The sequence below is a fragment of the Paenibacillus caseinilyticus genome, assembly GCF_027533645.1.
Taxonomy (GTDB): domain Bacteria; phylum Bacillota; class Bacilli; order Paenibacillales; family NBRC-103111; genus Paenibacillus_G; species Paenibacillus_G caseinilyticus.
Genome location: NZ_JAQAGY010000011.1, coordinates 1 through 26,011, shown reverse-complemented (window position 1 = coordinate 26,011; position 26,011 = coordinate 1). Strand labels below are relative to the sequence as shown.

Annotated in this window: 11 protein-coding genes; 10 read left to right on the top strand and 1 reads right to left on the bottom strand. The window is 56.1% G+C overall.

Annotated elements, in window-relative coordinates:
• The first annotated feature begins 56 nt into the window (after positions 1-56).
• On the top strand, positions 57-12,188 hold the full coding sequence (locus tag O9H32_RS17545) for a non-ribosomal peptide synthetase (RefSeq protein WP_269867424.1): 12,132 nt from the start codon (positions 57-59) through the stop codon (positions 12,186-12,188).
• Positions 12,189-12,419: 231 nt separating this feature from the next.
• Here the strand turns inward: O9H32_RS17545 and O9H32_RS17540 are convergent, their stop codons facing one another.
• Positions 12,420-13,463: a hypothetical protein gene (locus tag O9H32_RS17540; protein ID WP_269867423.1), complete on the bottom strand. Its 1,044-nt coding sequence runs from the start codon at positions 13,461-13,463 to the stop codon at positions 12,420-12,422.
• Positions 13,464-13,641: 178 nt separating this feature from the next.
• Here O9H32_RS17540 and O9H32_RS17535 point away from each other — a divergent pair, with 178 nt between their 5' ends.
• From O9H32_RS17535 to O9H32_RS17495, 9 genes are all read left to right on the top strand, one after another.
• Positions 13,642-14,859: a hypothetical protein gene (locus O9H32_RS17535; protein WP_269867534.1), complete on the top strand. Its 1,218-nt coding sequence runs from the start codon at positions 13,642-13,644 to the stop codon at positions 14,857-14,859.
• 301 nt (positions 14,860-15,160) lie between these two features.
• Positions 15,161-16,393, top strand: a complete 1,233-nt coding sequence (locus O9H32_RS17530) for an FAD-dependent oxidoreductase (RefSeq protein ID WP_269867422.1) — start codon at positions 15,161-15,163, stop codon at positions 16,391-16,393.
• A gap of 72 nt (positions 16,394-16,465) precedes the next feature.
• Positions 16,466-17,110 (top strand): TetR/AcrR family transcriptional regulator, encoded by a 645-nt coding sequence (locus tag O9H32_RS17525; protein WP_269867421.1) that lies wholly within the window; start codon positions 16,466-16,468, stop codon positions 17,108-17,110.
• A gap of 266 nt (positions 17,111-17,376) precedes the next feature.
• Positions 17,377-19,086, top strand: a complete 1,710-nt coding sequence (locus O9H32_RS17520) for an extracellular solute-binding protein (RefSeq protein WP_269867420.1) — start codon at positions 17,377-17,379, stop codon at positions 19,084-19,086.
• A 73-nt stretch (positions 19,087-19,159) separates the two neighbouring features.
• Complete coding sequence (locus O9H32_RS17515) at positions 19,160-20,059, top strand: ABC transporter permease (protein WP_269867419.1); 900 nt, start codon at positions 19,160-19,162, stop codon at positions 20,057-20,059.
• 42 nt (positions 20,060-20,101) lie between these two features.
• Complete coding sequence (locus tag O9H32_RS17510) at positions 20,102-20,989, top strand: carbohydrate ABC transporter permease (RefSeq protein ID WP_269867533.1); 888 nt, start codon at positions 20,102-20,104, stop codon at positions 20,987-20,989.
• A gap of 68 nt (positions 20,990-21,057) precedes the next feature.
• The gene (locus tag O9H32_RS17505) at positions 21,058-22,815 is read left to right on the top strand and encodes a sensor histidine kinase (protein ID WP_269867418.1); all 1,758 of its coding nucleotides are present in this window, start codon (positions 21,058-21,060) and stop codon (positions 22,813-22,815) included.
• Complete coding sequence (locus O9H32_RS17500) at positions 22,808-24,412, top strand: response regulator transcription factor (protein ID WP_269867417.1); 1,605 nt, start codon at positions 22,808-22,810, stop codon at positions 24,410-24,412. The genes O9H32_RS17505 and O9H32_RS17500 overlap by 8 nt, the downstream gene beginning before the upstream one ends.
• Positions 24,413-24,434: 22 nt before the next feature.
• Positions 24,435-25,985 (top strand): sugar-binding protein, encoded by a 1,551-nt coding sequence (locus O9H32_RS17495; RefSeq protein WP_269867416.1) that lies wholly within the window; start codon positions 24,435-24,437, stop codon positions 25,983-25,985.
• Positions 25,986-26,011 lie beyond the last annotated feature (26 nt).

The following is a 26,011-nucleotide window of genomic DNA, read 5'->3' as shown; positions in this document are numbered from 1 at the left end:
TCTTTGACATCCCTACCACAATCCCATGATGTGATGGAAAGGACGTACCTATATTGATGAGCCTGTTTGATAAAGAAGCTGCCTATTGGAATCAGAAGCTGGACGGCGGAGACCGTATCGTGTGCCTTCCTTATAACCGGACGACCGGAAATCAGGACAGCCTGTTCCAAACCGTTACCCTGACCCTGGAGGCCGCTCTCTCCAAGCGGATGATGCAAATCGCCGGCGGTTCTCCGTTAGCCTTGTACATGATTCTGCTGTGCGGCGTGGAAGGACTGCTGCACCACTACACGAATGAATCCAATCTGCTGCTTGGCGTGCCGGTCTTCCGTCAGCCGGACGATTCGGCGGAGAGTCTCAATTCTCTGGTCATTGTCAAAAACACAGTCACGGACCAAAGCACACTCAAGACCTTGTTCTCCGGCATCAAGGCCGCCGTAAGCGAGGCGATGGAGCATCAGAATATTCCCTTCTGGAACTATACCGAGCGGATCGCCTCCCGATCCGCTTCGGAGAGCAAACCGCTAATCCACACGATCGTGGGGTTCAAGCCCCTTCACACGATGGAATTCAAGGAACAGGCCGCATTCGATCTGCTGTTCTTCTTTGATCAGACAGATCCGAATGTGGTGCTGGACCTCGCCTACAATGAGCAGCGGTACAGCCGGGAGGCTATGCTCCGGTTGGCCGCGCATCTGCAGGAGCTGCTCTCCGCGCTGGTCAGCGCGCCGGATCTCGCGCTCGGGGACACGGTTCTGGTAACAGAGGAAGAGAAATCCAGAATCTTATCCGAATTCAACGATACGGCTGCGAGCTACCCGAGCGGGATGACGATCCACGGGCTGTTCGAGGAGCAGGTGGAGCGGACGCCGGACAGACCGGCGGTCCTGTACGGGGACGAGCGGCTGACCTACGCGGAGCTGAACGAGAGGGCGAACCGTCTGGCGAGGAGGCTGCGGGCGGAAGGGGTGCGCGCGGGGGAGCTTGTAGGCATCTTGACCGAGCGGTCGCTGGAGATGGTCATCGGGGTGTATGCCATACTGAAGGCCGGCGGCGCTTATGTGCCGCTGGACCCGGACCATCCGGAGGACCGGTTAAAGTACGTGGCGGAGGATTCGGGTATCGGGCTCCTGCTGACCACTACCCAGTTCAGCGATCAGGTGAACTTCGAAGGCCGGTGCCTGCTGATCGATGACGCTTCGTGCGGCAGCGGGGATGGGGGCAACTTGGAGCCGGCCTCCGGGCCAAGAGATCTCGCGTATGTCATGTATACCTCGGGCTCCACCGGGAACCCGAAGGGGGTTATGATTGAGCATCATTCCGTGGTCAACCGGATTCTCTGGGGACAGAGCCTGTATCCGCTGGGAAGCGGCGATGTCAGCCTGCTAAAAACCGCGTTCACCTTCGATGTATCGGTACCGGAGCTGTTCTGGTGGGGTATGGCCGGTTCTGCGGTCAGCCTGCTGCCCCCTGGGGGAGAGAAGGACCCGGCACAGCTGGTGGAGGCGATCGCAAGCTCGGGGGTCACTACCGTTCATTTTGTCCCCTCGATGCTTCAGCTGTTCTTGGACTATGTGGAGCTTCTGCCCCCGGGTGAAGTGTCTGTGAAATTAAGCAGTCTGCGGTACGTGTTCGCAAGCGGCGAAGCTCTAACTCCGCATCAGGTGTCCCGCTTCCAGCGTTTGATCGGATCGGTCCATGGGGCGGTGATGATCAACCTCTACGGTCCGACGGAAGCGACGGTGGAGGTGACCAGCTTTCCTTGCGAACAAGATCGGCCGTATCCGCTGATTCCCATCGGCAAACCGATAGCCAATACAGAGCTGTATATTATGAAGGAAGGCACAGCCAAGCTGCAGCCTATAGGCGTAGCGGGCGAGCTGTGCATAGCAGGTGTCTGCCTGGCACGCGGATACTGGAACCGGCCGGAACTGACGGCGGAGAAGTTCGTGGACAACCCCTTCCAGGAGGGGGAGCGGATGTACCGGACAGGGGATCTGGCGAGATGGCTGCCGGACGGCAGTATCGAATATATAGGGCGGATCGATCATCAGGTGAAGATCCGGGGATACCGGATCGAGTTGGGGGAGATCGAAGCGCAGCTTCTGCGTCTGGAAGGCGTGCGGGAAGCCGTTGTCGTCGCCGGGGAGGACGAGGCGGGGGACAAACACCTGTGTGCCTATGTGGTCGTCAAGGCGGGGCATGCCGCCCGGGATTGGAAAGATGAGCTTTCCCGGAAGCTGCCTTCCTACATTGTCCCTGCGTACACGGTGCAGCTGGAGAAGCTGCCGCTGACCACAAGCGGGAAGCTGGACCGCCGGGCGCTGCCGAAGCCGGCGAAGGCGGTGCAGAGCAGCACCGAGTATGCGGCCCCCGGGACTCCGACCGAAGTGAGGCTGGCCGCGATCTGGAGGGAGGTCTTGAAGCTTCCGGATATCGGCGTGAAGCACAATTTCTTCGAATTGGGCGGGCATTCCCTATGGGCAGCGCGATTGGCAGGGAAAATATACAAGGAAATGAACGTCCAACTGCCGCTGCGGGAAATGTTCCGGTCCCCGACCATTGAAAGCATGGCCGAAGCCATAGACGGGATGAAGCGCAGCGAATATGTCGGTATTCCGCGTGCGAGGGAGAGAGAGAGCTATCCCGTCTCCTCTGCGCAGAAGCGGATCTATCTCCTGAGCCAGCTGGATGGCGGCGAGCTGAGCTACAACATGCCGGGGGCTCTGGAGATCCGCGGTCCGTTGGACCGCACACGGGCCTATGAAGCCTTCCGGTCCTTGATCCGCCGCCATGAATCGCTTCGGACCCGCTTTGAATTGAAGGACGGCGAGATCGTCCAGCGGATTCAGGAGGAGGTGCCGTTCGAGCTCGAAACGATCCGGCTGGACGGGCGGGAGGCTGTCGAAGCTATTCGCGGGTTCATCCGCGGGTTCGACCTGGATCAGGCGCCGCTGCTGCGAGCGGGTCTAGCCGAACTGGGGCCGGAACATCATTTGCTGCTGTTCGATACCCATCACATGATCTCCGACGGGGTGTCCATGAACATTTTGACGCACGAGTTCGCACGGCTGTATGAAGGAGAGACGCTGGCTCCCCTGCCGCTCCAGTATAAGGACTACGCCGTATGGCAGCAGGAGAATACGGACAGCGGGAGGATCCGGGAACAGCAGGCGTACTGGCTGGATGTATTCAGCGGCGAGCTGCCGGTCCTTGAACTGCCGGCCGACTACGCAAGACCGGTGGCACGGAGCTACCAAGGGGCCTCCCTGAGCTTCACGCTGGGCAAGGCTCGAAGCGAAGCGCTGACACAGCTGGCCCGGCAGACAGGGACAACCCTGCATATGGTGCTGCTCGCAGCCTATACGGCATGGCTTGGCAGGTACAGCGGAAAGACCGATGTGATCGTCGGCACCCCGGTGGCCGGAAGGCTGCAGGCGGAGCTGGAGCCCCTCATCGGCATGTTCGTGGGCACGCTGGCGCTGCGGCAGTATCCGGCCGGAGACAAGACGTTCGGGTCTTATCTACAGGAGGTCAAGGAGGGGCTGCTGAGAGCTTACGAGCATCAGGAGTTCCCGTTCGAAGAACTGGTGGAGCAGCTGGACCTCCCGCGGGACTTAAGCCGTAATCCGCTGTTTGACACCATGTTCGTGCTGCACAATACGGGCCCGGCCCCGATAGTGATCGACGGACTGCAGATCTCCCCTTATGCACACGATTTCGCGGCAGCGAAATTCGATCTCACGATGAATGCGGAAGAGACGGAGGACGGGCTGCGGTTCTGGATTGAATACGCCTCCGCGCTGTTCCAACAGGAAACGGTAGAGCGTATGGCGGGGCATTGGATGAGGCTGATCGACCTGCTTCTGGAAGATCCGGCCAGACCGCTGTCTTCTCTGGAGCTGATGACTTCCGGGGAGCGCCGGCAAATCCTTGAGGAGTTCAACGACACAGAGGCGGATTACCCGAGGGAGAAGACGGTCCACGGCTTGTTCGAAGAACAGGCGGCGCGCACGCCGGATCGCGTGGCGGTAGTCTTTGAAGACCGTTCGCTGACTTACGCCGAGCTGAACGCCAGAGCCAATCAGGTTGCCCATACTTTGCGGGACCATGGCGTCGGGCCGGATGCCGTTGTCGCAATAAGGACGGACCGCTCCTTCGAGATGATGGCCGGCATCTTCGGCATATTGAAGGCTGGAGGCGCCTACCTGCCGATCGATCCGGCGTATCCGGCGGAGCGGGTCCGCTACATGCTGGAGGACAGCAGGGCGGGGGTGCTGCTGACCCAAGGGGCAGATGATATCACAGCGATCCGGTTCACCGGCACCGTGCTGGATCTCCGGCATGAAGAGATCGATAACCGGCCTGCGGACAATCCTGTGCCGGTAAGCGGACCTCAGGATCTCGCCTACATGATTTATACTTCCGGCTCCACCGGAAGACCGAAGGGCGTCATGATTGAGCATCATTCGGTGATCAACCGGATCCACTGGATGCAGAAGCGCTACAATCTGGGCGAGGAGGACGTCATCCTCCAGAAAACGCCGATCTCCTTCGACGTATCGGTATGGGAGCTGTTCTGGTGGTCGTGGTATGGTGCGGGCGTGTGCCTCCTGACGCCTGGAGGGGAGAAAGACCCCAGCCTCATCCGGGAGGCAGTCTCGAAGTATGGCGTGACGACGATGCACTTCGTGCCATCCATGCTGGGGGCGTTCCTGGAAGACTTGGAAGCGGCGGAAGGGGCATCGGCGCAGATCGCCAGTCTTAAGCAAGTGTTCGCCAGCGGCGAAGCACTGCCGGGTCCTATGGTGGAGAGGTTCTTCGCCCGGTTCGGACCGGACCGGGTCAAGCTGGTGAATCTGTACGGACCGACGGAGGCGACCGTGGATGTCAGTTCATACGAATGTGCTCCGGGGCTGGGGCGTATCCCGATTGGAGCGCCGATCGACAATACCATGCTGTATATGGTGGACGAGAAGCTGAACCTGCTGCCGATCGGCATACCGGGCGAGCTGTGTATTGCAGGGGCCGGCCTGGCCCGGGGATATGTGGGGCAGCCGGAGCTGACGGCGGAGAAGTTCGTGGACATCCCCTTCCTGCCGGGCGAGCGGATGTACCGTACCGGCGACGTGGCCCGCTGGCTGCCGGACGGCCAGGTGGAATATCTCGGCCGCATGGATCACCAGGTGAAGATTCGGGGCTACCGGATCGAATTGGGCGAAATCGAAAGTGCGCTCATGCATCATCCGGAGGTGGCTGAGGCCGTTGTAGTGGACCGGGTGGACCCGTCGGGGTCTGGGGCCAAATCCCTTTGCGCTTATGTAGTTTCCAGGAGGGGGCTATCTGCTGCCGAGTGCAGAGAGCATCTGGTGAAGAGCCTGCCAATGTATATGGTGCCCTCTTATTTTGTAGAGCTGGAGCGGTTGCCGCTGACGCCGAATGGCAAACTGGACCGGAGGGCGCTGCCGGAGCCGGACATGAAGAGGGAAGGCGGGGGAACCTTCACGGCTCCTGCCGCAGGGACGGAAGCTCAGCTGTCATATCTTTGGAGCGGGATCCTTGGTAAAGAAAAGATAGGTGCCACGGATGATTTCTTCCTCTCCGGCGGAGACTCCATTACCTTGCTCCGGCTGGCCAGCCGAATTCAACGGGAGCTGGAGATCCCCGTCCAGCTGAAAGACCTGTATACGCACCGCACGATCCGCGAGTATGCCCGTTATGTGGATGAGGCAGGTACGAAGCGCCAATCCGAAGAGCTGGAGAGCGGCCTGCGCCTGATCGAAGCGTTCCAAGAGACGCTGCGCGGATCCGCGGCATTCCAGACTTATGCTTCGCAGGAGCTGGAAGGAGAGCTGGAAGACTTCTACCCGCTGAGCAAGATCCAGCAGAGCATGGTGTACTACTCGCTGCTGAAGCCCGATCAGCCGATCTATCATGATCAATTCTTCTTTGCCGTCCGGATGAGTCCTATGAACAGCGATATCTTCATCCAAACGGTACGCAGGCTGATGGACCGGCATGCCGTTCTTAGGACAGTGATCGATACGGCGAACTTTGACGAGCCGGTCCAGCTGGTCTACAAGCAGATCGAGCCGGAGGTGGTCTTAGAGGACATCCGGCATCTTGCGGCCGATGCCCGGAAGACCCATATCGAAGCATGCAGGGAGGCGGATCTGCGCGATAAATATGTACAAGACCGCGGCTTGTTGTGGCGTCTCCGGCTGTTCCGAATAGGCGAGGAGGAGACCGTCATTCTCTTATCGTTCCATCATGCGGCTCTCGACGGATGGAGTGTAGCGGTGTTCCAGCAGGAATTCATGGAGTTATACGCGGAGCTTGCGGCAGGAGAGGGAGCTGCTCCGGCATCATCTTCAGAGTGGTCTCCGCTCCGCAGCTCGTACAAACAATATGTGGCGCTGAATGCGTTCAGGCAGGCAGACGAGACGACGGGGGAATGGTGGAGGGAATTCCTGAAGGGCTATACACGGGGCAAGCTGCCATTTAATATCGCCCGCAAGCCCATGGCGGGCACCGCATCCAGCGCCATCATCAAGAGACCTTTGGCTCCGCCTCTGGCGAGCAGGTTGGAGGCGGCGGCAGGAACGTACGGGATCACCGTAAGAGACCTTTGCCTAAGCGCCCATCTGTACCTGCTTCGCATCGTGACCGCAGAGGAGGATATCGTAACGGGTGTGGTATCGCACGATCGTCCTGCGGTAGAGGACGGGGACCGGATGCTCGGCTGCTTCCTGAACACGCTGCCGATGCGGCTGCAGGTCGGCAAGCAGGAAGACAAGAAGGGGCTGGTGCGGAGGGTCGCGGATACGGTCTACCGGATGAAGTCCGGGGAAGCGTTCCTGAGCGATATCGCCCGAATGATCGGCGAACGTTCCGATCCGTCGCTCAATCCGATATTCGATACGTTATTCAATTATACGGACTTCCATATCCTGGATTATGATCACGAGGGGAGCAGCATTCGTCCGGAACAAGCCGGCGGGCTGGAGCTGCAGAACGCCGAAATGACCAACACGCTGCTGGATGTCGAGGTGCACCGGGCGGGAAGCCGGATGAGTGTCCAAATCAAATACGCCCCGAACTACTTCTATGAACGTGATATGGAATTGGTGTTTACCCTCTATGTCCGTATTCTGGAAGAGCTGTGCAGCGGGGACCATTCTGCACTGGACAGCCGGACATTCCTACCGGAGGAAGCAAGAGCAGCGCTCCGCGAATGGAATGCTCCGGTGCACGAGCTTGCGGCAGCCTGCACGGAGGGCAAGACGCTGCACGGGCTGTTCGAGGAACAGGCGGCAAGAACGCCGGACAGTGCGGCGGTCCGCCATGGGGGCCGGACGCTGACCTATGCGCAGCTGGAGTCGGAGGCGAACCGGCTGGCGCGTCACTTGGCACGTCAAGGCGTGCGCAGCGGGGATCATGTGGCCCTGGTGGCCGGGCGCGGAGCCGGCATGATCACCGGGATGCTCGCCATCCTCAAGGCGGGCGCGGCTTACGTGCCTGTGGACCCGGAGTACCCGCCGGGCCGCAAGGCGTATATTCTGCAGAACGCGGAAGCCGCTGCGGTGCTGGCCGACCGCGCTTACCCGGATCTCGCGCATGAGCGGATCATCCTCATGCAGGATGACAGCCTGAGCGCAGAGAGTGCCGAACCGCTGAAGCTTGTGAAGGACAGCGGGGAGCTGGCCTATATCATCTACACCTCCGGCTCCACCGGCACGCCGAAGGGCGTGATGATCGAGCACCGCAGCGCGGTCAATCTGGTCTCCTGGGTCAACCTGCGGTTCGCGGTCGGCGGGGAAGACCGCCTGCTGTTCATTACCTCGATGTGCTTCGACTTGTCCGTCTACGATATCTTCGGGATGCTGGCGGCCGGGGGAACCGTTGTGGTGGCGGAACGCGAGGAGGTCCTCGAGCCTGGCGCGCTTCTGAGGCTGATGGAAGCCGAGAAGGTCACGTTCTGGGATTCGGTGCCGACGACGATGAACCACTTCATTCATCATCTGGAAGAAGGTACGGAGGCGGCTTCGCTTCCGGCGGGACTGCGTCTGGTCTTCCTGAGCGGGGACTGGATTCCAGTGACACTGCCTGGGCGGATCCGGCAGCTGTTCCCGCAGGCGGAAGTGATCTCGCTGGGAGGAGCGACCGAGGGGACCGTGTGGTCGAACTACTATCCGGTCTCGGAAGTCAGCGTGTACCAGAGCAGCATTCCGTACGGCCGGCCGATCGGGGGCAACGCCTTCTACTTTCTGGACGACGACCGGGAGCCCGTGCCGTGGGGCGTGGTCGGCGAGCTGTATATCGGCGGCGTGGGCGTGGCCCGCGGCTATATGAACGACGAGGCGAAGACGGCAGCCGCCTTCCTGCCCGATCCGTTCCTGCCGGGAGGGGGCCGGATGTACAAGACCGGGGACCTCGGGCGACTGCTGCCGGACGGGAACATGGAGTTCCTGGGCCGCAAGGACCATCAGGTGAAGATCCGCGGCTACCGGGTGGAGCTGGGCGAGATCGACAGCCGGCTGGCCCGGCACCCGCGGATCCGCGAAGCGGTGGTGATGGACCGGCTGGACGGACGGGAGCAGCGGTACTTGTGCGCCTACATCGTCCCGTCGGGCGAGCTGACCGTGGCCGCGGTCCGGGACTATCTCGCGGCGGAGCTGCCGTCCTACATGGTGCCGGGCGCCTATGTGTTCCTGGAAGGACTGCCGCTGAACGCAAACGGCAAGGTAGACCGCAAGGCGCTGCCGGAGCCGGTCCTAGGGTCAGCCCATCCGTCCGAAGCGGATGCCCCTGCCGACGCAACGGAGCAGGGTCTGGCTGAGTTGTGGGAGGACATCCTCGGCCAAGGAACCATCGGGGTGAATGAATCCTTCTTCGAGCGGGGCGGGGATTCGCTCAGCGCCACGAGGCTGGCTGCCCGTATCCGTAACCATTTTAAGGTGGAAGTCCCCTTGCAGGAGGTGTTCCAGTCACCGACGGTCCGGGAGCTGGCGAAGCTCATCCGGGCCAAGGAGGCTGAAGAGGCTGGGCAGCCTGCGGGCCTGTCCCTGATTCCGAAGGCGTCCGAGAGGGAAGTTTATCCCTTGTCCTCGGCACAGAAGCGGATCTACCTCGTCAGCAGCCTGGAAGGCGGGGAGATGAGCTACAATACGCCGGTGGTGCTTCAGCTGGATGGCCCCTTGGACCCCAGCCGGGTACAGGAAGCCTTCCGCAGGCTGATCGCCCGCCATGAAACGCTGCGGACCGGATTCGAGATGAAGAATGGAGAGATGATCCAGCGGATTCGGGAGGCGGCCTCCTTTGAGGTGGAAACCGTCCGGCTGAACGAGGAAGAAGCGCCGGCGTATATCAAGGGATTCATGCGCCCCTTCAATCTGAAGCAGGCACCGCTCATGCGGGCAGGTCTCGTCGAGCTGGAGCCGCAGCGCCATCTGCTGCTGTTCGATATTCATCATATCGTGTCGGACGGCATCTCCATGATCAACCTGGCCTATGAATTTACGAGGCTGTACGAAGGCGAGACGCTGCAGCCGCTGGCCCTTCAGTATAAGGACTATGCGGTATGGCAGCAGAGGGAGGCTGCCAGCGAGCGGCTGATGAAGCAGGAAGCCTACTGGCTGGAGGTGTTCCGCGGCGAACTGCCGGTGCTCGAGCTGCCGGCCGACTATGCCAGGCCGCCGGTACGCAGCTATGAAGGAGCCGCGGTGAGATTCACGCTGGGAGGAGACCGGAGCGAAGCGCTCCGGCAGCTGGCCTCCCGCACGGGCACCACGCTGTATATGGTGCTGCTTGCCGCTTATACCGCATGGCTTGGCAAATACACCGGCAGCGGGGAGATCATCGTGGGTACGCCGGTGGCCGGCAGGCTGCAGGAGGAACTGGAGCCCCTTGTCGGGATGTTCGTCGGCACGCTGGCGCTTCGCCAATATCCGGCGGCGGACAAGACGTTCGGGGCCTATCTGGAGGAAGTGAGGCACGGGCTGCTGCAAGCGTACGAGCACCAGGAGTATCCGTTCGAAGAGCTTGTGGAGCGGCTTGCGCTTCCGAGGGACCTGAGCCGCAATCCGCTGTTCGACACGATGTTCATTATGAACAATATGGGGTCCCAAGAGCTTGCCATCGAGGGAGTCCGGCTGTCCTCTTATCCTCAGGAATTCATGGCTTCCAAATTCGATTTGACATTGAATGCGGAAGAATCGGCTGAGGGTCTCCAGTTCACGCTGGAATATGCCACGGCGCTGTTCAAGCGGGAGACGGCGGAGCGGATGGCTGGACACTGGCTCCGCGTGATCGACCTGCTGCTTGAGGATCCGCAGCGCACGCTCTCTTCTCTGGAGCTGGCCACGGAAGCGGAGCGCAGGCAGCTGCTGGAGCAGTTCAACGGCACGGCGGCAGACTATGACCGGGAGAAAACCGTCCACGAGCTGTTCGAGGAGCAGGCGGAGCGGACGCCGGACAGTCTGGCTGTCGTGTGCGGCGGGGAGCGGCTGACCTACCGGGAGCTGAACGCTAGGGCGAACAGGCTGGCGCATCTCCTCCGCAGCAGGGGAGTGCAGCCCGATCAGATCGTAGGCTTATTGATGGAGCGGTCGGTGGACATGCCCGCCGCTATGCTGGCCGTGCTGAAAGCCGGGGGAGCCTATTGCCCGATCGACCCCGCTTTCCCGGAAGAAAGAATCGCAGCGATCCTGGAGGACAGCGAGGTTCGGCTGGTGGTAGCATCCGCTCCTGTGCGCGGGCTCGTTCCGGGGGATATCGAGGTTTGCGATATGGCGGGGTCTCAGCTGCAGCGGGAAGATACCGGCAATCCGGTGCAGATCAATCACGGCGGCCACCTGGCCTACGTCATCTACACCTCGGGTTCCACCGGGAAGCCGAAGGGAGTGATGCTGGAGCACCGGAGCGTGCATAACTTGGTCCTGGGGATGAAGCAGCAGATCCCTTTCTATGAAGGCCAGCGCATCCTGGCGGTCACCACCTATGGCTTCGACATCTTTGTTCTGGAGTGCCTGCTGACGCTCACCGTCGGGGCTGTGATGGTCCTGGCGACAGAGGAGGAGCAGAAGGAACCGCAGAAGCTGCTTCAGCTCATGGAGAGAGAGCATGTGGAGCTCATACAGACTACCCCGTCCCGGATGGGGCTGCTGCTGGGTGCGGGCCGCGGGAAGGGATGGGCCGGTGTGAAGCAGATCCTCCTCGGGGGCGAAGCGATGCCGGCGGGATTGCCGGAGCAGATCCGAAGCCATTCCGAGGCGAAGCTGTACAACTTGTACGGCCCGACAGAAACGACGGTGTGGTCCACGATGACGGAGCTCAGCGGAAGCGGCCGGGAAGTTGGCATTGGCAAGCCGATCATGAACACGCAGGTGTATATTGTGGACCCGTCCGGAGTCCAGCTCCAGCCGGTCGGCGTGACCGGGGAGCTGTGCATCGGCGGGGACGGGCTGGCCCGGGGCTATTGGCGGCGTCCGGAGCTGACGGCGGAGAAGTTCGTGGAGAATCCTTTCCTGCCGGGAGAGCGGATGTACCGGACGGGCGATCTGGCGAGATGGCTGCCGGATGGGAGTATCGCGTATGCGGGACGCATCGACCACCAGGTGAAAATCCGGGGGTACCGGATCGAGCTGGGTGAGATCGAAGCGCAGCTGGCGGCGCTGGAAGGCATCGAAGAAGCCGTGGTCATGGCCCGGCCCGATCTGTCGGGACAAGATCAGCTGTGCGCTTACTATACGGGAGAGCTTGCGTACAGTGCCGGCGAAATACGGACAGCGCTGTCGCGGATGCTGCCGTCCTACATGCTGCCAGCCTACGTGATCCGGCTGGAGAGCATGCCGCTGAATGCGAACGGGAAAGTGGACCGCAGAGCGCTGCCTCTCCCGGACCTTGGCGTTTCGATACAGGACGAGTATCAAGCGCCGGAAAGCCCGATCGAGATCAGGGTAGCCGCCATTTGGCAAGAACTTCTAGGGGTGTCCAAGATTGGCATGCTGGATCACTTGGCGGACATGGGCGTGAATTCCTTGAGCTATATGCGGGCCATTGTGGCGATGGAAGAGGAGTTCGATTTCGAATTTCCCGACGAGGATATGATTCCAGGCAAATTCATTACGGTCGCCGATGTGGCGGATTACGTGGAAGGCCGGATCTCGGTGACTCCAGGAGCGAAGTAAAATTTATAAATTTTCAGGGTGGAGCTTGTCCTCCACCCTGTTTTTGTTTTTGGTAAGGTAGGAGCCAAGCAAGGAGTAGATTAGAGAAGAATAATTCAAGTCCACAGGACTTTAACAGCGGCTGGAACCCCATACCCATTACCTCACCGTGCACCAACGTATGGACAGCACGCAGAGATCTTAAAGAACGCCGACAGGCGTTTTTCTTATGCAGCGTACCAATATTCCGCATTACGCCTGAACGGATGCGGGGGTGAGGGCCTTCAAATCTCCCAGCACCTCTCCCAGAATGTTTTTCTCGCATTCCGCAATCTTGCGGAGAAGAAGATTAATTCGATCCAGCAGACGGATATTTCCGGTTAAGCCGAATTTCAGGAGCAGGTTTCTGAGAATGGAAGCATCCTGCAAGATTTCCTTCTCATAAGCCTCAGCCCGCTCGGCACGAATCAAGCCGATCTCATGCATATACTGGAGTCTTTGATGCATCAGCAGCTTATGGTCGCCCATCACATGAAAGAAACGGAAGTCTCTGATGCCGCTGTCCGTCCGGATCTCCTCGATATGCTGGATCAAATGGTCATAGTATGCGATCCCGTACGCTAGAACCGGAGTAGTAAGCCAGGTCGGTTCCCGGCGGGGTGTATAGGTAGACTCCAGATAATCGGATAGGGACTGCTTGACCCTCTCCGTATCAAAGGTATAGGCAACGTCGGTTCTGTAGCGGAGGAGCTCGATGCCCTTCAATGGATTGAGCTCTTCCTTAAGATGAAGGATGGAGTCCGCTAACTGGTCGTAGGAAACTTCGAAGATCCCGTACCGGTTGGCCCCGTCCGCATGTTGATGAAAATCGGCCATGTAAAATAACTCCTGTTCCTCGTTAAACCCGAGGAGTAACGCATCATGCTGAGCATTTCTCTGCTGATAGAACGGGTAAGCAGGAATATAGTACGTATCCACAAAGGCGTAGATATAATAGCCTTGGAGCAGACTTTCTTTCAAAAACGAAACCAGGTCACCCTCTGATTCTTGGATGTGCTGTACGCTCGTGCGGCTGATTTCGATCCACGGGCAGTCCTCTTGGGGGGTGGCGATGTGGGAGTAGTTCAGAAGGGTGTCTTTGCCGCTCAATCCCTTAATCAGTTCGAGTTGGATATAGTGGGAATAGATCCAGGGCTTATAGCCCGGATGGCGCTGGGCAATGGAAAAAACATGCGATTGGTTGCTCCACGAGGTGATGATCGGCGGTTCCACGGGTAAGCTGACTTGCATTTTCATTGGAATTCTCCTCGGAATGGATTTGGATACCTCCCAAGTAAATATAGTTCATCCATATAAACAGATTACAATCGCTTCGGCCTAAAGTCTACTACACATTCCTGATTCTTCTTAGAGGGAGATTCGTGTGGTAAAATGAGGGGAAATGATTTACGCGGCAATGGAAGTTGTAGAAAGGATGTTGGAAGTGCCAAATGATAACCATGCTCGCCCTCCTGCTTCTGTTAGAGAAGCCGGTCGTTATCCCATAGACCTGACGGGTCCTCACAGCCACACTCTTGTCATTCAACCCGGTGTGGGCAGCCTATCCATCGGACCGTCGCACTTGGGGAAAAAAGCGGATCTTTACGTCGCACCCGGCGCACGCATCGATTGGACCGTATTCGATGCCTTTGCCACGCCGGCGGGCTCGCCCTGGCCGCGATTTTTGCACTATACAGGCAGTGACGCGGGATTCTTGGAGTGGGCGCAGAAACGGCCCATTGAAGAGATGACGTGGGCTCCGGTCCTCTCTTGCGATACGGCAGCGGACGCCAGCCAGTCCATTGTGCATGGCTTGCATATCGAGCTGGGCCAGTCCGGAGGGTCTCTGAGCTTGAAGCTTCCGAAGAGGCCCACCCGCCTGAACGTGTCCGGCGATCTATCACGCTTCTCGGCCGCTGGCGGCAGTCTACCGTCTTCTCTGACCCTAGCGCCGCGTACCAGCCGACGCAAGAATGATCCTCCTTTCCTGCTGCCCGATCTGGGTGAATTGCACCAGGTGACGAGCCTGACGCTGCACAACGCGCCCCTGGGTCAGCCCATCTCGCTGGACTGCCTAGACCGGTTCCCAAACCTTACTTCCCTGAGTTTGTGGGGGAACTTCTGCGATGTGGGCTTGTTGGCTCATCAAGCCCAGTTAACGAATCTGGAGCTGCGCTTCATGCCTGATCTGGAGGACTTGCCTTCCTTGAACACGTGGCCGTTGCTTGACAGATTTATTGCCTACAATGTGGAAGAGAGTGCGGGCAAGCGCCTTAGGCAGCAAATGAAAACACGCGCTAAAACCCGCCCGTGGACCGACCATGCTTCCGTGAGCCAATTACGTAAGCCCGAGTGGTGGACGACCGAATACGGCCGCCCGTTCTCGTCCTGGCCTAAACGTCTGGCCAAGCTGGCTAACGAAGCTTACAACGCTGCTCAGGCAGCCTTGGCCCAGGCCCGCAGCTTTTCCGATGCCGAGGCAGCTATTACCGCTTTCACCGTGCGCTTCAATACCCTCAAAGGCATCGAAACCACCGAAAGAGAAGACCTCGGCGAAGCAATATGGCAGCTCAGCCAGTCCGATCACATGATTGGCCAGCCCATAACAGAGGAGATGGCTCATCGCTGGTTCGATGCAGCGCGCGATTACTGATCAAATGGAGAGCACGACCGATCGGATACCCGATGCCCAAGCCGGCGAGGACCGTGGGGAGGACGTCGCATCCTCCGCCGCTGTCGGCCCGTGGGACTTATGCCGCTGTAGGCATCTTGCGGGTGGCCGTCTGCGGAGAGAGGATCTGTTCGACTTTGAGAGGAGAGGAGCCATGAAGGCTCCTTTTTCTATTCAGGGTGCGGGTGAGGTTTTATTTATAATGGATTGACAAATAGAGAAGGATAGATCTAATATAACGTTGTAAGACAAATCTAACTTAGTTAAAGGGAGATGGAATGATATGAAATCACTATCTGTAGTGATTATCGGCGGCGGTCTCGGCGGGCTTGCATTGGCACAAAGTTTGAAAAAAAACCGCATTGATTTCCATGTTTGTGAACGCGAGCAGGCAGACCATTTTGTTCAAACAGGCTACCGAATCAAAATCAATGCGAATGGATCCCATGCACTGCGGTTTTGTCTTCCCGATACACTTTATGATCTCTATATTGAAACATCCGTCCTAGGACCGGCACACCCTGTTTTCTTAGATCCGATTTCTTTGGAACCTACAGAAGAACAGCACCCCATGTACAACAAAGCGGAGACCACACCATCCGTCAATCGGTTTACCTTTCGTGAAGTGCTGCTTGGCGAACTTAGTGACAAGATTAGGTTCGGATACCGGTTTACCCATTATGAAAGGTTAGAAAACGGACGCTTAAGAGCGTGGTTCGATAATGGGGAGCATATGGATGCGGATGTCTTGGTTGGTGCTGACGGGGGAGGGTCCAGAGTCCGCCATCAGTACAAACCTGGGGTGAAAATATTAGATACGGGGGGCAGGGCACTTTATACCAAGGTATTTCTGGATGATGAGCGGAGAAAGGAACTGAATAGGCTCATTGGGGATGGCAGCATGAGAGGCCTTACCCATCCTGAAGGAGATGCTCCGGTTTCCCTTCTTCTTGAAGACATGGCTTTCAAGCCGAATATGGAACAATTACCGGGATCCCTGTCCCTTCATGTGAAAATTTCGCCTCAACAGGATTACCTGTACGCTGTGTTCGCGTGCTCGCCTGAGTGGTTTGGGATTCCTGACGAGCAGCTCTTCCAATGGAACGGTTGTGAATTGTTGTCTTCTGCTCAAGAGAAAACCAAACATTGGCATCCGCAAGTAAACCGGATGCTGGAATTAGCAGATCCAGAGCAAACGGCTGTCTATCACCTCCGTAATGTTCTGCCGTATAAGCCTTGGAAAGAAACGACCCCTCTGGTTTTGCTGGGAGACGCCCTGCATCCCATGACGCCGGCAGGTATTGGCGGGAACGCGGCACTCTTTGATGCCTGCGAACTCTCGAAAGAACTAATCAACGTAAAAAATGGGGAAAAGGAACTTTTAACCGCGTTACGCGATTATGAAGTGAGTGCCATTGAACGGGGGATGAGGGATGTTCGGCTCTCCTCGAAAGCAGGGGAGCGTATGTTCAACCAGAAGCCGCTGCCCGCTGAAGATGTAGAATTGGAGGAATAACCAGGTTTCTTTTTTGATTCCGAGTATAATAAGTCACATAAGAAGTTTTGGAATGGAGTTGGAATGTTCTTTATGCCTAATCGCAGGCCACATATCAGCGAAGAGAAAATAATAGCAGCCTCATGGCGGCTTCTCTCCGACCAAGGTATCGAAAATTTTACAATGAGAAACCTCTCTAAGGAATTGAATGTTCAAGCCCCAACGATCTACTGGTATTTCGAGAGTAAGCAAGTCCTGTATCAAACGTTGGCCAACCTGGTTTCAAGAGAGATCATAAGTGATCTTCCCAAGCAAGGAGACTGGCGAGAGAGGCTTCAGATCAGCGCAACGGTGATTCGGAGCAAGCTTCAGCAATTCCCTTGCTCCGGTCAGCTTCTGATGAAGTCAAGGCCAGAGGCTGATTTTATGGAACTATTCGAATATTTGTTGCAGATGATCGAACCTACTTCATTGACGGATAAACAAAAATTTTCATATACGACCCATTTGTTTAACTACGTCATCAATTTTGTCATTGAAGAATATGAACAACGCATGTTACAGATATCGTTACAGGAGGATCATAACGAGAAAACCCATGTGGATCTATCGCAATTTACATTGCTTCAACGGATGCACGCTGAAGATATCTTTACATTGATCGGTTCTGATGAACTGTTTCATTCCGGAATGATGTTATTGCTTGATGGAATAGAGCAGAGGGTTAAGCATGTTTGACGATAATCGAAGCAATCCACTCTTGACCGCATGCTGGATGCTCTTATCGTGCACCGGAAAGTCAGAACGGTTCAAAGCACTGTCGGAGGACAAGACCATATATTCATTAAGAGCCGCATAAGCTGCGGTTTTTTCTTTTTAAGGATACATGGCACTTTTGTAAACATCAGGTAAGCAAGTAAAGACATGTACATTGTTTGCTCCACTTTTTGGCTTCATAATGAAAGCGTACCCAAGTGGAAGTAACGAAAAAAGGAGGATGACCAATGAACAAAACATCGACTTCGACGAAGCTGCAGCGCGGACTTTCCGTCATGCTGTTCACTTCGCTGGTGCTCTCGGGCTGCACGGGCGGGGGCGGATCTACGGCAGATAAAAACAGCGGCGGAGACGGCGGGACGGCGGTTGCAAACGACGGACCGTTCGGCAAATACGAACCTCCGATTGAAGTGTCGTTCGTTCGGGACCTTAGCGACGTGGTAGAGAACAACGTGCTCGGCGTATTGAAGAACGAAACGCTGGAGGATAACCGTTGGTCCCGTCTCTATGAAAAAGAGCTTGGCATCAAAATGAAGTATGACTGGATCGTGAAGGGCAGTCCAACTTCGGATCAATACTTGCAGAAAATCAACGTAACGCTGGCATCGGGCGATTTGCCGGACTTCATTCCCGTCAATGCAACGCAGCTGAAACAACTGGCAGATTCCGATCAGATCGAAGATGTGGGAGCCATTTACGAAAAATACGCTTCTCCGATGACCAAAGAGGTGTTGAAGCAGGAAGGCTCTAGTCCGTTCGATGCCGTGACGCTGGACGGAAAGCTCATGGCGATTCCTCAGGTCGAATCTTCGATCGAGCGGGCGATGTTCATCTGGGTTCGCACCGATTGGCTCGAGAAGCTCGGCTTGCAGCCGCCGAAGACGATGGCAGACGTGCTGGCGATCTCGAAAGCGTTCGCGGAGAAGGACCCCGACGGCAACGGGCAGAAGGATTCGTTCGGACTTGGTGTGACCAAAGATCTATGGGGCGGGGCGATGGGGCTGGAGGGCTTCATGGCCGGTTACAAGGCCTACCCGAACATCTGGATCGAGAACAGCTCCGGCAAGCTGGAGTTCGGCGGCATCCAGCCGGAAGTCCGGAAGGCGCTGCAGGCCCTGCAAACCATGGCCAAGAACGGAGAGATCGACAAGGAGTTCGGCATCAAGGACGGAGGCAAAGTATCGGAGCAAATCTCCGCCGGCAAGATCGGCATGGAATACGGCGAGCAGTGGAACTCAATCTGGCCGCTCCAGCTGAACCGGGACAACGATCCGAAGGCCCAATGGCAGGCGTTCCCGATCGTCTCGGAATCCGGGGAAACGCCGAAGGTGCCGCTTAAATTCAGCACAACGCGGTTCTGGGCCGTGAAGAAAGGCACCAAGCATCCTGAGGCCATCGTGAAGCTGTTCAACATGCATCTTGAGAAAAACTGGGGCGAGACGGAAGAATTCAATACATACTTCGCGCCGCCGGAAGCGGAAAGCGTATGGCAGCTGTCGCCGGTGACGCCGTACCCGCTGAAGAAGAACGTGGAAGCGTTCCGGGCGATCGATGCGGCACGCAAAGCCGGCGATAAATCGGCATTGAAAGGCGAGGCGAAGACGATTCAGGAGAAGCTGGACATGTTCGCTTCGGGCTCTAAGGAAGGATTTGGGCTGTGGGGCTGGGAGCGGATCTACGGTACTCAAGGCTCCATGGGTGTCGTGGACCAATACGACAAGAATAAACAATTCCTGATGGAGAAGTTCGTAGGTGCCCCGACGCCAACGATGGTCGAACGGGATGCGACGCTCAAGAAGCTGCAGAACCAAGTGTTCGTGAACATTATTCTGGGTGAACCGATCGAAACGTTCGATAAATTCGTCAAAGACTGGAAGCAGCTTGGCGGCGATCGGATTACGCAGGAAGTCAACGAATGGTACGCATCGAAGAAGTAATGGCGCCAGGCAGGGGATGGAACGGCTCTTGTATCCTCTGCTGCCATAACTTGCAGAGGACGGAGGGATTGGATTGGGCGTAAAAATAAGGAGAGAGCTGCCGCTGCATTTCATGCTTTTGCCGGGTTTGCTGTTCATCGTGATCTTCTCGTACATTCCGATGGCCGGGATTATGATCGCGTTTCAGAAGTTTATTCCCGCCAAAGGGCTCTTCGGGAATCAAAAGTGGATCGGATGGGACAATTTTGAGTACGTCATGAGCCTGCCGAACTTCGGGCAGGTGTTATGGAACACGTTGTTCATCGCAAGCCTGAAGCTGATTCTCGGCTTGCTCGTCCCGATTGTCTTTGCGGTGCTGCTCAACGAATTGAAGAATGAGTTCGTGAAGCGGTCGGTACAGACGACGATTTATCTGCCGTATTTTCTGTCCTGGGTAGTCCTTGGAGGTATTCTGATCGATATTTTGTCGCCTTCCGGCGGGATCATGAACAGCTTCCTGAGAGCGATTGGACTCCCGCAGGTTTTTTTCCTCGGCGATAACAACTGGTTTCCGGGCACGCTCATCGTCTCCGATGTATGGAAAAACTTCGGTTACGGTACGATCGTCTATTTGGCGGCCATCACGAATATCGATCCGGGGTTGTACGAAGCGGCTACGATCGACGGTGCGAACCGGTGGCACAAAATCTGGCATATCACCCTTCCCGGGATGCGAATGGTCATTGTCCTGCTCTCGGTGCTAAGCCTTGGGCAGCTGCTGAACGCAGGATTCGATCAAGTGTTCAACCTGTACAGTCCCCAGGTATACGAGAGCGGAGATATCCTGGATACGTTCGTCTACCGGATCGGCTTGCTGGACGCGCAGTACGGTGTCGCGACGGCGGTTGGATTCTTCAAGTCGGTAGTCTCGTTGATCCTAATTTCAACTTCTTATTTCTTTGCATACAAGTTTGCGAGATACCGCATTTTCTAGAGAGGAGGGGGAGCAGTGGAGCGAACAACGGTCCAAAGGGGAATGAGCCCGGCTCTTCGGGGGCGGCGGTTCGAATGGTTCCCTATCGTAAACACAACGTTTCTGATTCTTGTAGCCTTATTATGCATCCTGCCCTTGATTCATATTATCGCCGTGTCCTTCAGTTCGAGTGCCGCAGCGTCTGCCGGATATGTCAAGCTATGGCCGGTTGATTTTACGCTGGCGTCTTACGAGTATGCGGCAAGCCGGTCCGAGTTTTGGCAATCCATGGTTGTGTCCCTAAAGCGGATTGCCATCGGCACCCCCTTGAATTTATTGTTAACGATTATGGTCGCTTACCCGCTGTCCAAAGAGTCGGATGCCCTTAGATTCCGGCCGGTGTATGCCTGGACCTTCTTTCTCACCATGCTGTTCAACGGCGGATTGATTCCTTGGTACATCACGGTCAAAGAGCTCGGCTTGCTCGATACGATCTGGGCGCTGGTTCTGCCCACGGCCGTCCCCGTATTCAGTGTCGTCCTCCTGTTAAACTTCTTCAGAGAAGTGCCGAAGGAGTTGGAAGAGGCCGCCCTCATCGACGGCGCGAGCCACTGGACCACGCTGTGGCGCATCTATGTGCCGATCTCAAAGCCGGCGCTCGCAACGCTTGCGCTGTTCTCGATGGTCGAGCATTGGAACAGCTGGTTCGACGGGCTGCTCATGATGGGCAACCCGGCCAACTATCCCCTGCAGAGCTACATCCAGACGATCGTGATTCAACAGAATTTGTCGAATATGTCCCGTGACGCTATGTTGAACTTGGCGCTGATTTCCGACCGGACCTTGAAGGCATCGCAGATTTTCTTAGGCTCCCTGCCGATTATCCTGGCGTACCCGTTCCTCCAAAAGTATTTTGTCAAGGGCATTGTGCTGGGCAGCGTGAAGGGATAATGCGGGAAGTTGAGACAGACAAGTTCGTGGATTCCAAGCTATAATGGAGGAAAACTTCGGGGGCTGAGATGTTGTTCAATCATCAAGTCTTCTCGCTGCGGAATACGATATTTCTCCGCTTGATCGTTACGTTCCTTCTCATCTTGCTGCCCGTACTGTCGCTCGGCGTTTACCTGTACAGCTGGCTGGTAGACACCGCACGCGAGGATATATCGAAGACGGCGGGTTCACAGATCGAATTCTATTTGACCGATCTCGAGAATCAAATCGAACGCATGAAGCTGCTGCAGTACAGTCTGCTCGAAGATGAGGATTTGAACGAAATGGCCTTGACGTGGCAGACGCTGGGTACGATCGATCAGATGGAGCATATCAACTCTCTCGTGAAACGGTTGTTTACGATCCAGAACAGCAGTATGTATATCAGAAACGTAAGCGTGCACATCGCGACGATCGGCCGGTCGGTGTCCGCGTTGAATGGTGCGCTGCCGTTCGATGCGCAGCGCTATTACGGTATCCGCTCTGAATTCGGCCGAGGCTCTCAGGTTGTCGAGTGGAACGGGAGCTTATTTCTCAGCGCAGCCAAGCCAAGCGGAACGAGAGGCCGGGAACCGCTGTTCACAGTTGAGATCGAGCTCGACAATCAGAAATTGCAGGGAGCGCTCCATCAATTCGACACGTATGACGGCAGCGGGACGATGCTGCTGCCCGGGCGCAGCGGGGTCGTGCTGACCAGCGGTACGGGGGCGGTAGCGTTAAGGGAATTCCCTTCGTTCTTACGCCAAACCGAACAGGCCCCATTATCCGATTCGCAAACCGTTACCCTCTCGGGAGACAGGTACTTTCTTGTCCGTGCGGGCTCCCCGAAGCTGGAATTTACCATGTACCGCTTCATTCCGGAGTGGGTCGTTCAGGAGCCGATGGACCGGTTCTATACGTGGGCATGGCTCTTCTCCATTCTAGCGCTGTCGATGATCGCCGTGTACGCGTTATCTACATACAAGTTCATCCACAGGCCTCTGCTGACGCTCGTCAAAAGCTTCCGCCGGATGGAAAGCGGCGATTTGGATATTTTCCTGGCCCGTGGGTCGAAAGACGAGTTCGGATATCTATATGACCGCTTCAACCAGATGGTGGCGAATTTACGTTCGCTGATCGATCAAGCATACAAACAGAAAATCTTGGCGCAGCGCGCCGAACTCAAACAACTGCAGTCCCAGATTAATCCGCACTTCTTGTATAACAGCTTCTTTATCCTGAGCACCATGGCGAAGACAGGCGATGTGGAGCGGGTCGAACAATTCACCCTGCTGCTGGGAAGCTACTTTCAATTTGTGACGCGCAGTGCATCGGATGAAATTACCTTGAAGCAGGAGATTCGCCATGCGCGCATGTATACGGAAATTCAAGACCTTCGGTTCTCCCGAAGAATCGGGGTTCGCTTCGAACCGCTGCCGGAGGAGTTCGAAGCGTTGATGGTCCCGAGACTGATCGTGCAGCCGATCATAGAGAATGCGTTTGAGCACAGCTTGGAGCGCAAAGTACGGGAGGGCCTCATCATCATACGCTTCGAAACGGACGAGGAGGAAGTTCGGGTTATCGTAGAGGATAACGGTGACGGGCTTACGGAAGAAAAGCTGATCTTGATCTCGCATGCTTTACACGATCGGGACGAACAGGCCGAGACGACCGGCATGATGAACATACACCGCAGGGTCCGCATGACGTTCGGCAGTAGCAGCGGATTGCAGGTGTCCCGCAGTGCTCTTGGAGGTCTCCAGGCAACACTCCGTCTGCCGAGAAGAAGGGGAGATGTGGATGTATAGGCTATTGATCGTCGACGACGAGCAAATTATCACGGATGGTCTGTTCGATATTTTCAGCACTCTAGGCCTCGAGCTGGATATGTATAAAGCGTACTCGGGGCAGGAAGCTCTGCAATGGCTGCAGCGGACCCGCTTCGACATCGTTTTGTCGGACATTTCGATGCCGGGGATGGACGGGTTGGCGCTCATGGAGGTGATCCGGCAAAGCTGGCCGCGTTGTAAAGTGATCTTTCTTACCGGTTATAACGATTTCGAGTACGTGTACCAGGCCATCCGGCACCCGGGCGTGAAATATATGCTGAAGAGCGAAGGGTACCCGAAGGTCATCGAGGCGGTAAAAGAGACGATCAAGGAAGTTGAGGACGAACTGCGAATCTCCGATCTTCTTCAGCAGTCCAAAACGCAATCCAATATGATCGAGACTTTGGCGCAAAGCAACTACTTCCGAAACTTCCTGTACGACGCTCCGGGCAACGAAACCGTAGGGGAAGACTTCCGGAGGCTGAACATTCGGCTGAATCCGGAGGCGCCTGTGATCGTCGCACTAGGTTCATTGACGCTCTCGGGCGGGCAATCATCGCGCACTTACAGACAGGAGCAGGCGCTCGCCGTTAAGATGCTGTCCGATGCTTTCTTCTCCGGGCAGACAGCGAGCGTCGGGTTTATTGACCGGTACGATGATTTGGTTTGGCTTGTGCAGCCGCCTTCTTCCCGGACTCACGAAGAGACCGTCCGTTTCCTGGAGGGAATGTTCGAGCTCATTTTGCAATCCTGCCTGGATTCATTGCAGATGACCGTAGCGGTGGCCCTCGCGGGCGAGCCTGCGCCATGGGATCGGATCCCTTCCGTATATGAGAAATTGAGAGAACAGCAGCATTACCGGACGGGCGACGGGACGCGGATGATCCAGAGAGTGAATTGGTTCGGAGCCGATCACTTTCCTGATCTCCGGGAGCGCACTCCGCGGGATAAAGCCGAGGCATTGACGGCGCACTTGGAAAGCGGTAGGGAAGCGGAATTCCTTGAATTATTCGATGAGCTTGCAGAGCCGGTCCGTACGGGAAGAGCCCGAGCCGCGTACGTAACAGAGCTGTATTATACGATCGCGCTGCTTCTGCTATCGCATGTGAACCGTTGGGGGCTGCGTGAGAAGATCGGTGCGGACGGACTCATGCAGGCAGAGCTCTATCCAACCTGGACTGAGCGTTTCACGCACTTGCGGGGTGCAGCAGAAGCGATCTTCTCAGCAAGGCAGCATGGAGAGCAGAGCCGGGCATCCGCAGCGATCGATAAAATCTGCGTCTACATCGAGGAACATATCAGCGAGGATCTTTCTCTCGTTCGTTTGGCAGAAGTGATCCATTTTAACCCCTCGTATCTGTCCCGATTGTTTAAGCTGGAGCGGGGGATGAACTTATCCGAGTATATTGAGGAAACGAGACTGGCAGCGGCGAAAGAGATGCTGCGGTCAGGCGAGCTGAAAATTGCGGAAGTAGGAGCGAAGATCGGGTATGAAGCGGCGCATTCCTTCACCCGTTTTTTTAAGAAATGGACCGGCTTAACGCCTCAAGATTATCGCGAAGGGGTACGTACTTGAAGATTGCGAGGAGGAGCTAACAATGAAACGAGTAATGAAACAAGTTAGAATGAAACAAGTTAAAATCAAACAAGGGATGAAACAAGTTAAAATCAAACAAGGGATGAAACAAGTTAAAAGGTTGTGTCTGCACCCCGGCATGATGAGTCTGGCTGCCGTAACACTATTATCCACGTCTTCGCTGGGCGCGTGGCCTGATGTCTCAGCAGCAGCAGCAGGCGGGGAACCTGCAGTACAACAAAATGGCACCCCTGCAAAACCGCCAAAGGGACCTGGAAAGGTTCATGTCGACAAGAACGGATTCGATCCCGAGGGAAGAATGGTTGCCTATTTCGGATCGCCGGTCATTGACGGTCAAGTGGATCAGGTCTGGAAGAAGGCGCCTGCGGTGGCCCCGAAGCACGGAACCGTCGATCCCGGCACTTCAGCAACGTTTAAAGCGTTATGGGATGATCGTGCCCTGTACATCCTGGCGGAAATCAAAGATAATCACCTGTCCGTACAATCCGGAACGCCTTACATGCAGGATTCAGTGGAAATATTCCTGGACGAGAACAATGACAAGACACAGGAATATCAGGTGGATGATTTGCATATCCGCACTAACTATGAAAATGTACTGACTGTGGACAACGGACATACCGAGCAATATTATACTGCTGCGAAAAAAGTGGAAGGCGGATATGTCGTTGAGGCAAGAATTGCTCTCGAGGCCATACCGGAGAATGGAAAGGTGCTGGGCATCGAGCTGCAGATTAATGATGCCAAAGGAGCAGAGCGAATCGGCAGCCTTAATTTGTTCGATTCATCTGGCAGCGCTTGGAAGGATCCGAGTACATTCGGGGAAATTCTGCTTGCCGGCAAGACCAGGGGGGACGTTAGCGGACAGAATCCGTATGATCTCCTCCATATGATCCGGAATTCGCTGAGGCTTGATTTTACGCTTTATAAGAATTCAAATATCGTAAAGGATGCGGTGTTCAAAGCAACTGAAAGCGCTCTTCTGACCAATAAAACCACTCAAAACCAGCTGGATGAACAATATGCTGCTTTAAAGGATGCGATAGGTAAGCTGGAAATGACCGAAGAGGCGGCAAATGAGAAGTATTTTAAAGCCGTTCCAGATGCATACCGGATGGAGAGCAATAAACCGGGAACGATTGAAAGCCTGTCATACAGAACACTTAATTTGACGCAGGGTACAGACGAGAAGAAGCTTAACGTTTATCTTCCGAATGGTTATGATGCCACCGATCCGAGCAAGAAATATAATGTGCTTTATCTGATGCATGGCGGCGGCGAGAATGAGAATCTGATCTTTGGCGGACCCGGTCAGAGCAAAGAGTTAAAGAAAATCCTGGATCATATGATTGAAAACGGTGACATTGAACCGCTTATTGTAGTTACGCCTTCCTTCTATGGCGGCAAAAATGAGCCGGCTTACTTCCACGAGGAACTAATCCATGACATTGTCCCGTTAGCCATCCATGCCCCTGCCGGGGCACCACAGAATAATGAAAATTTTACTGAGACGTTCTATACTATTCTTACGGCTGGTGAGGAAGGTCGTTAAGCTATGGTGTTGCGAACCCATCCGTT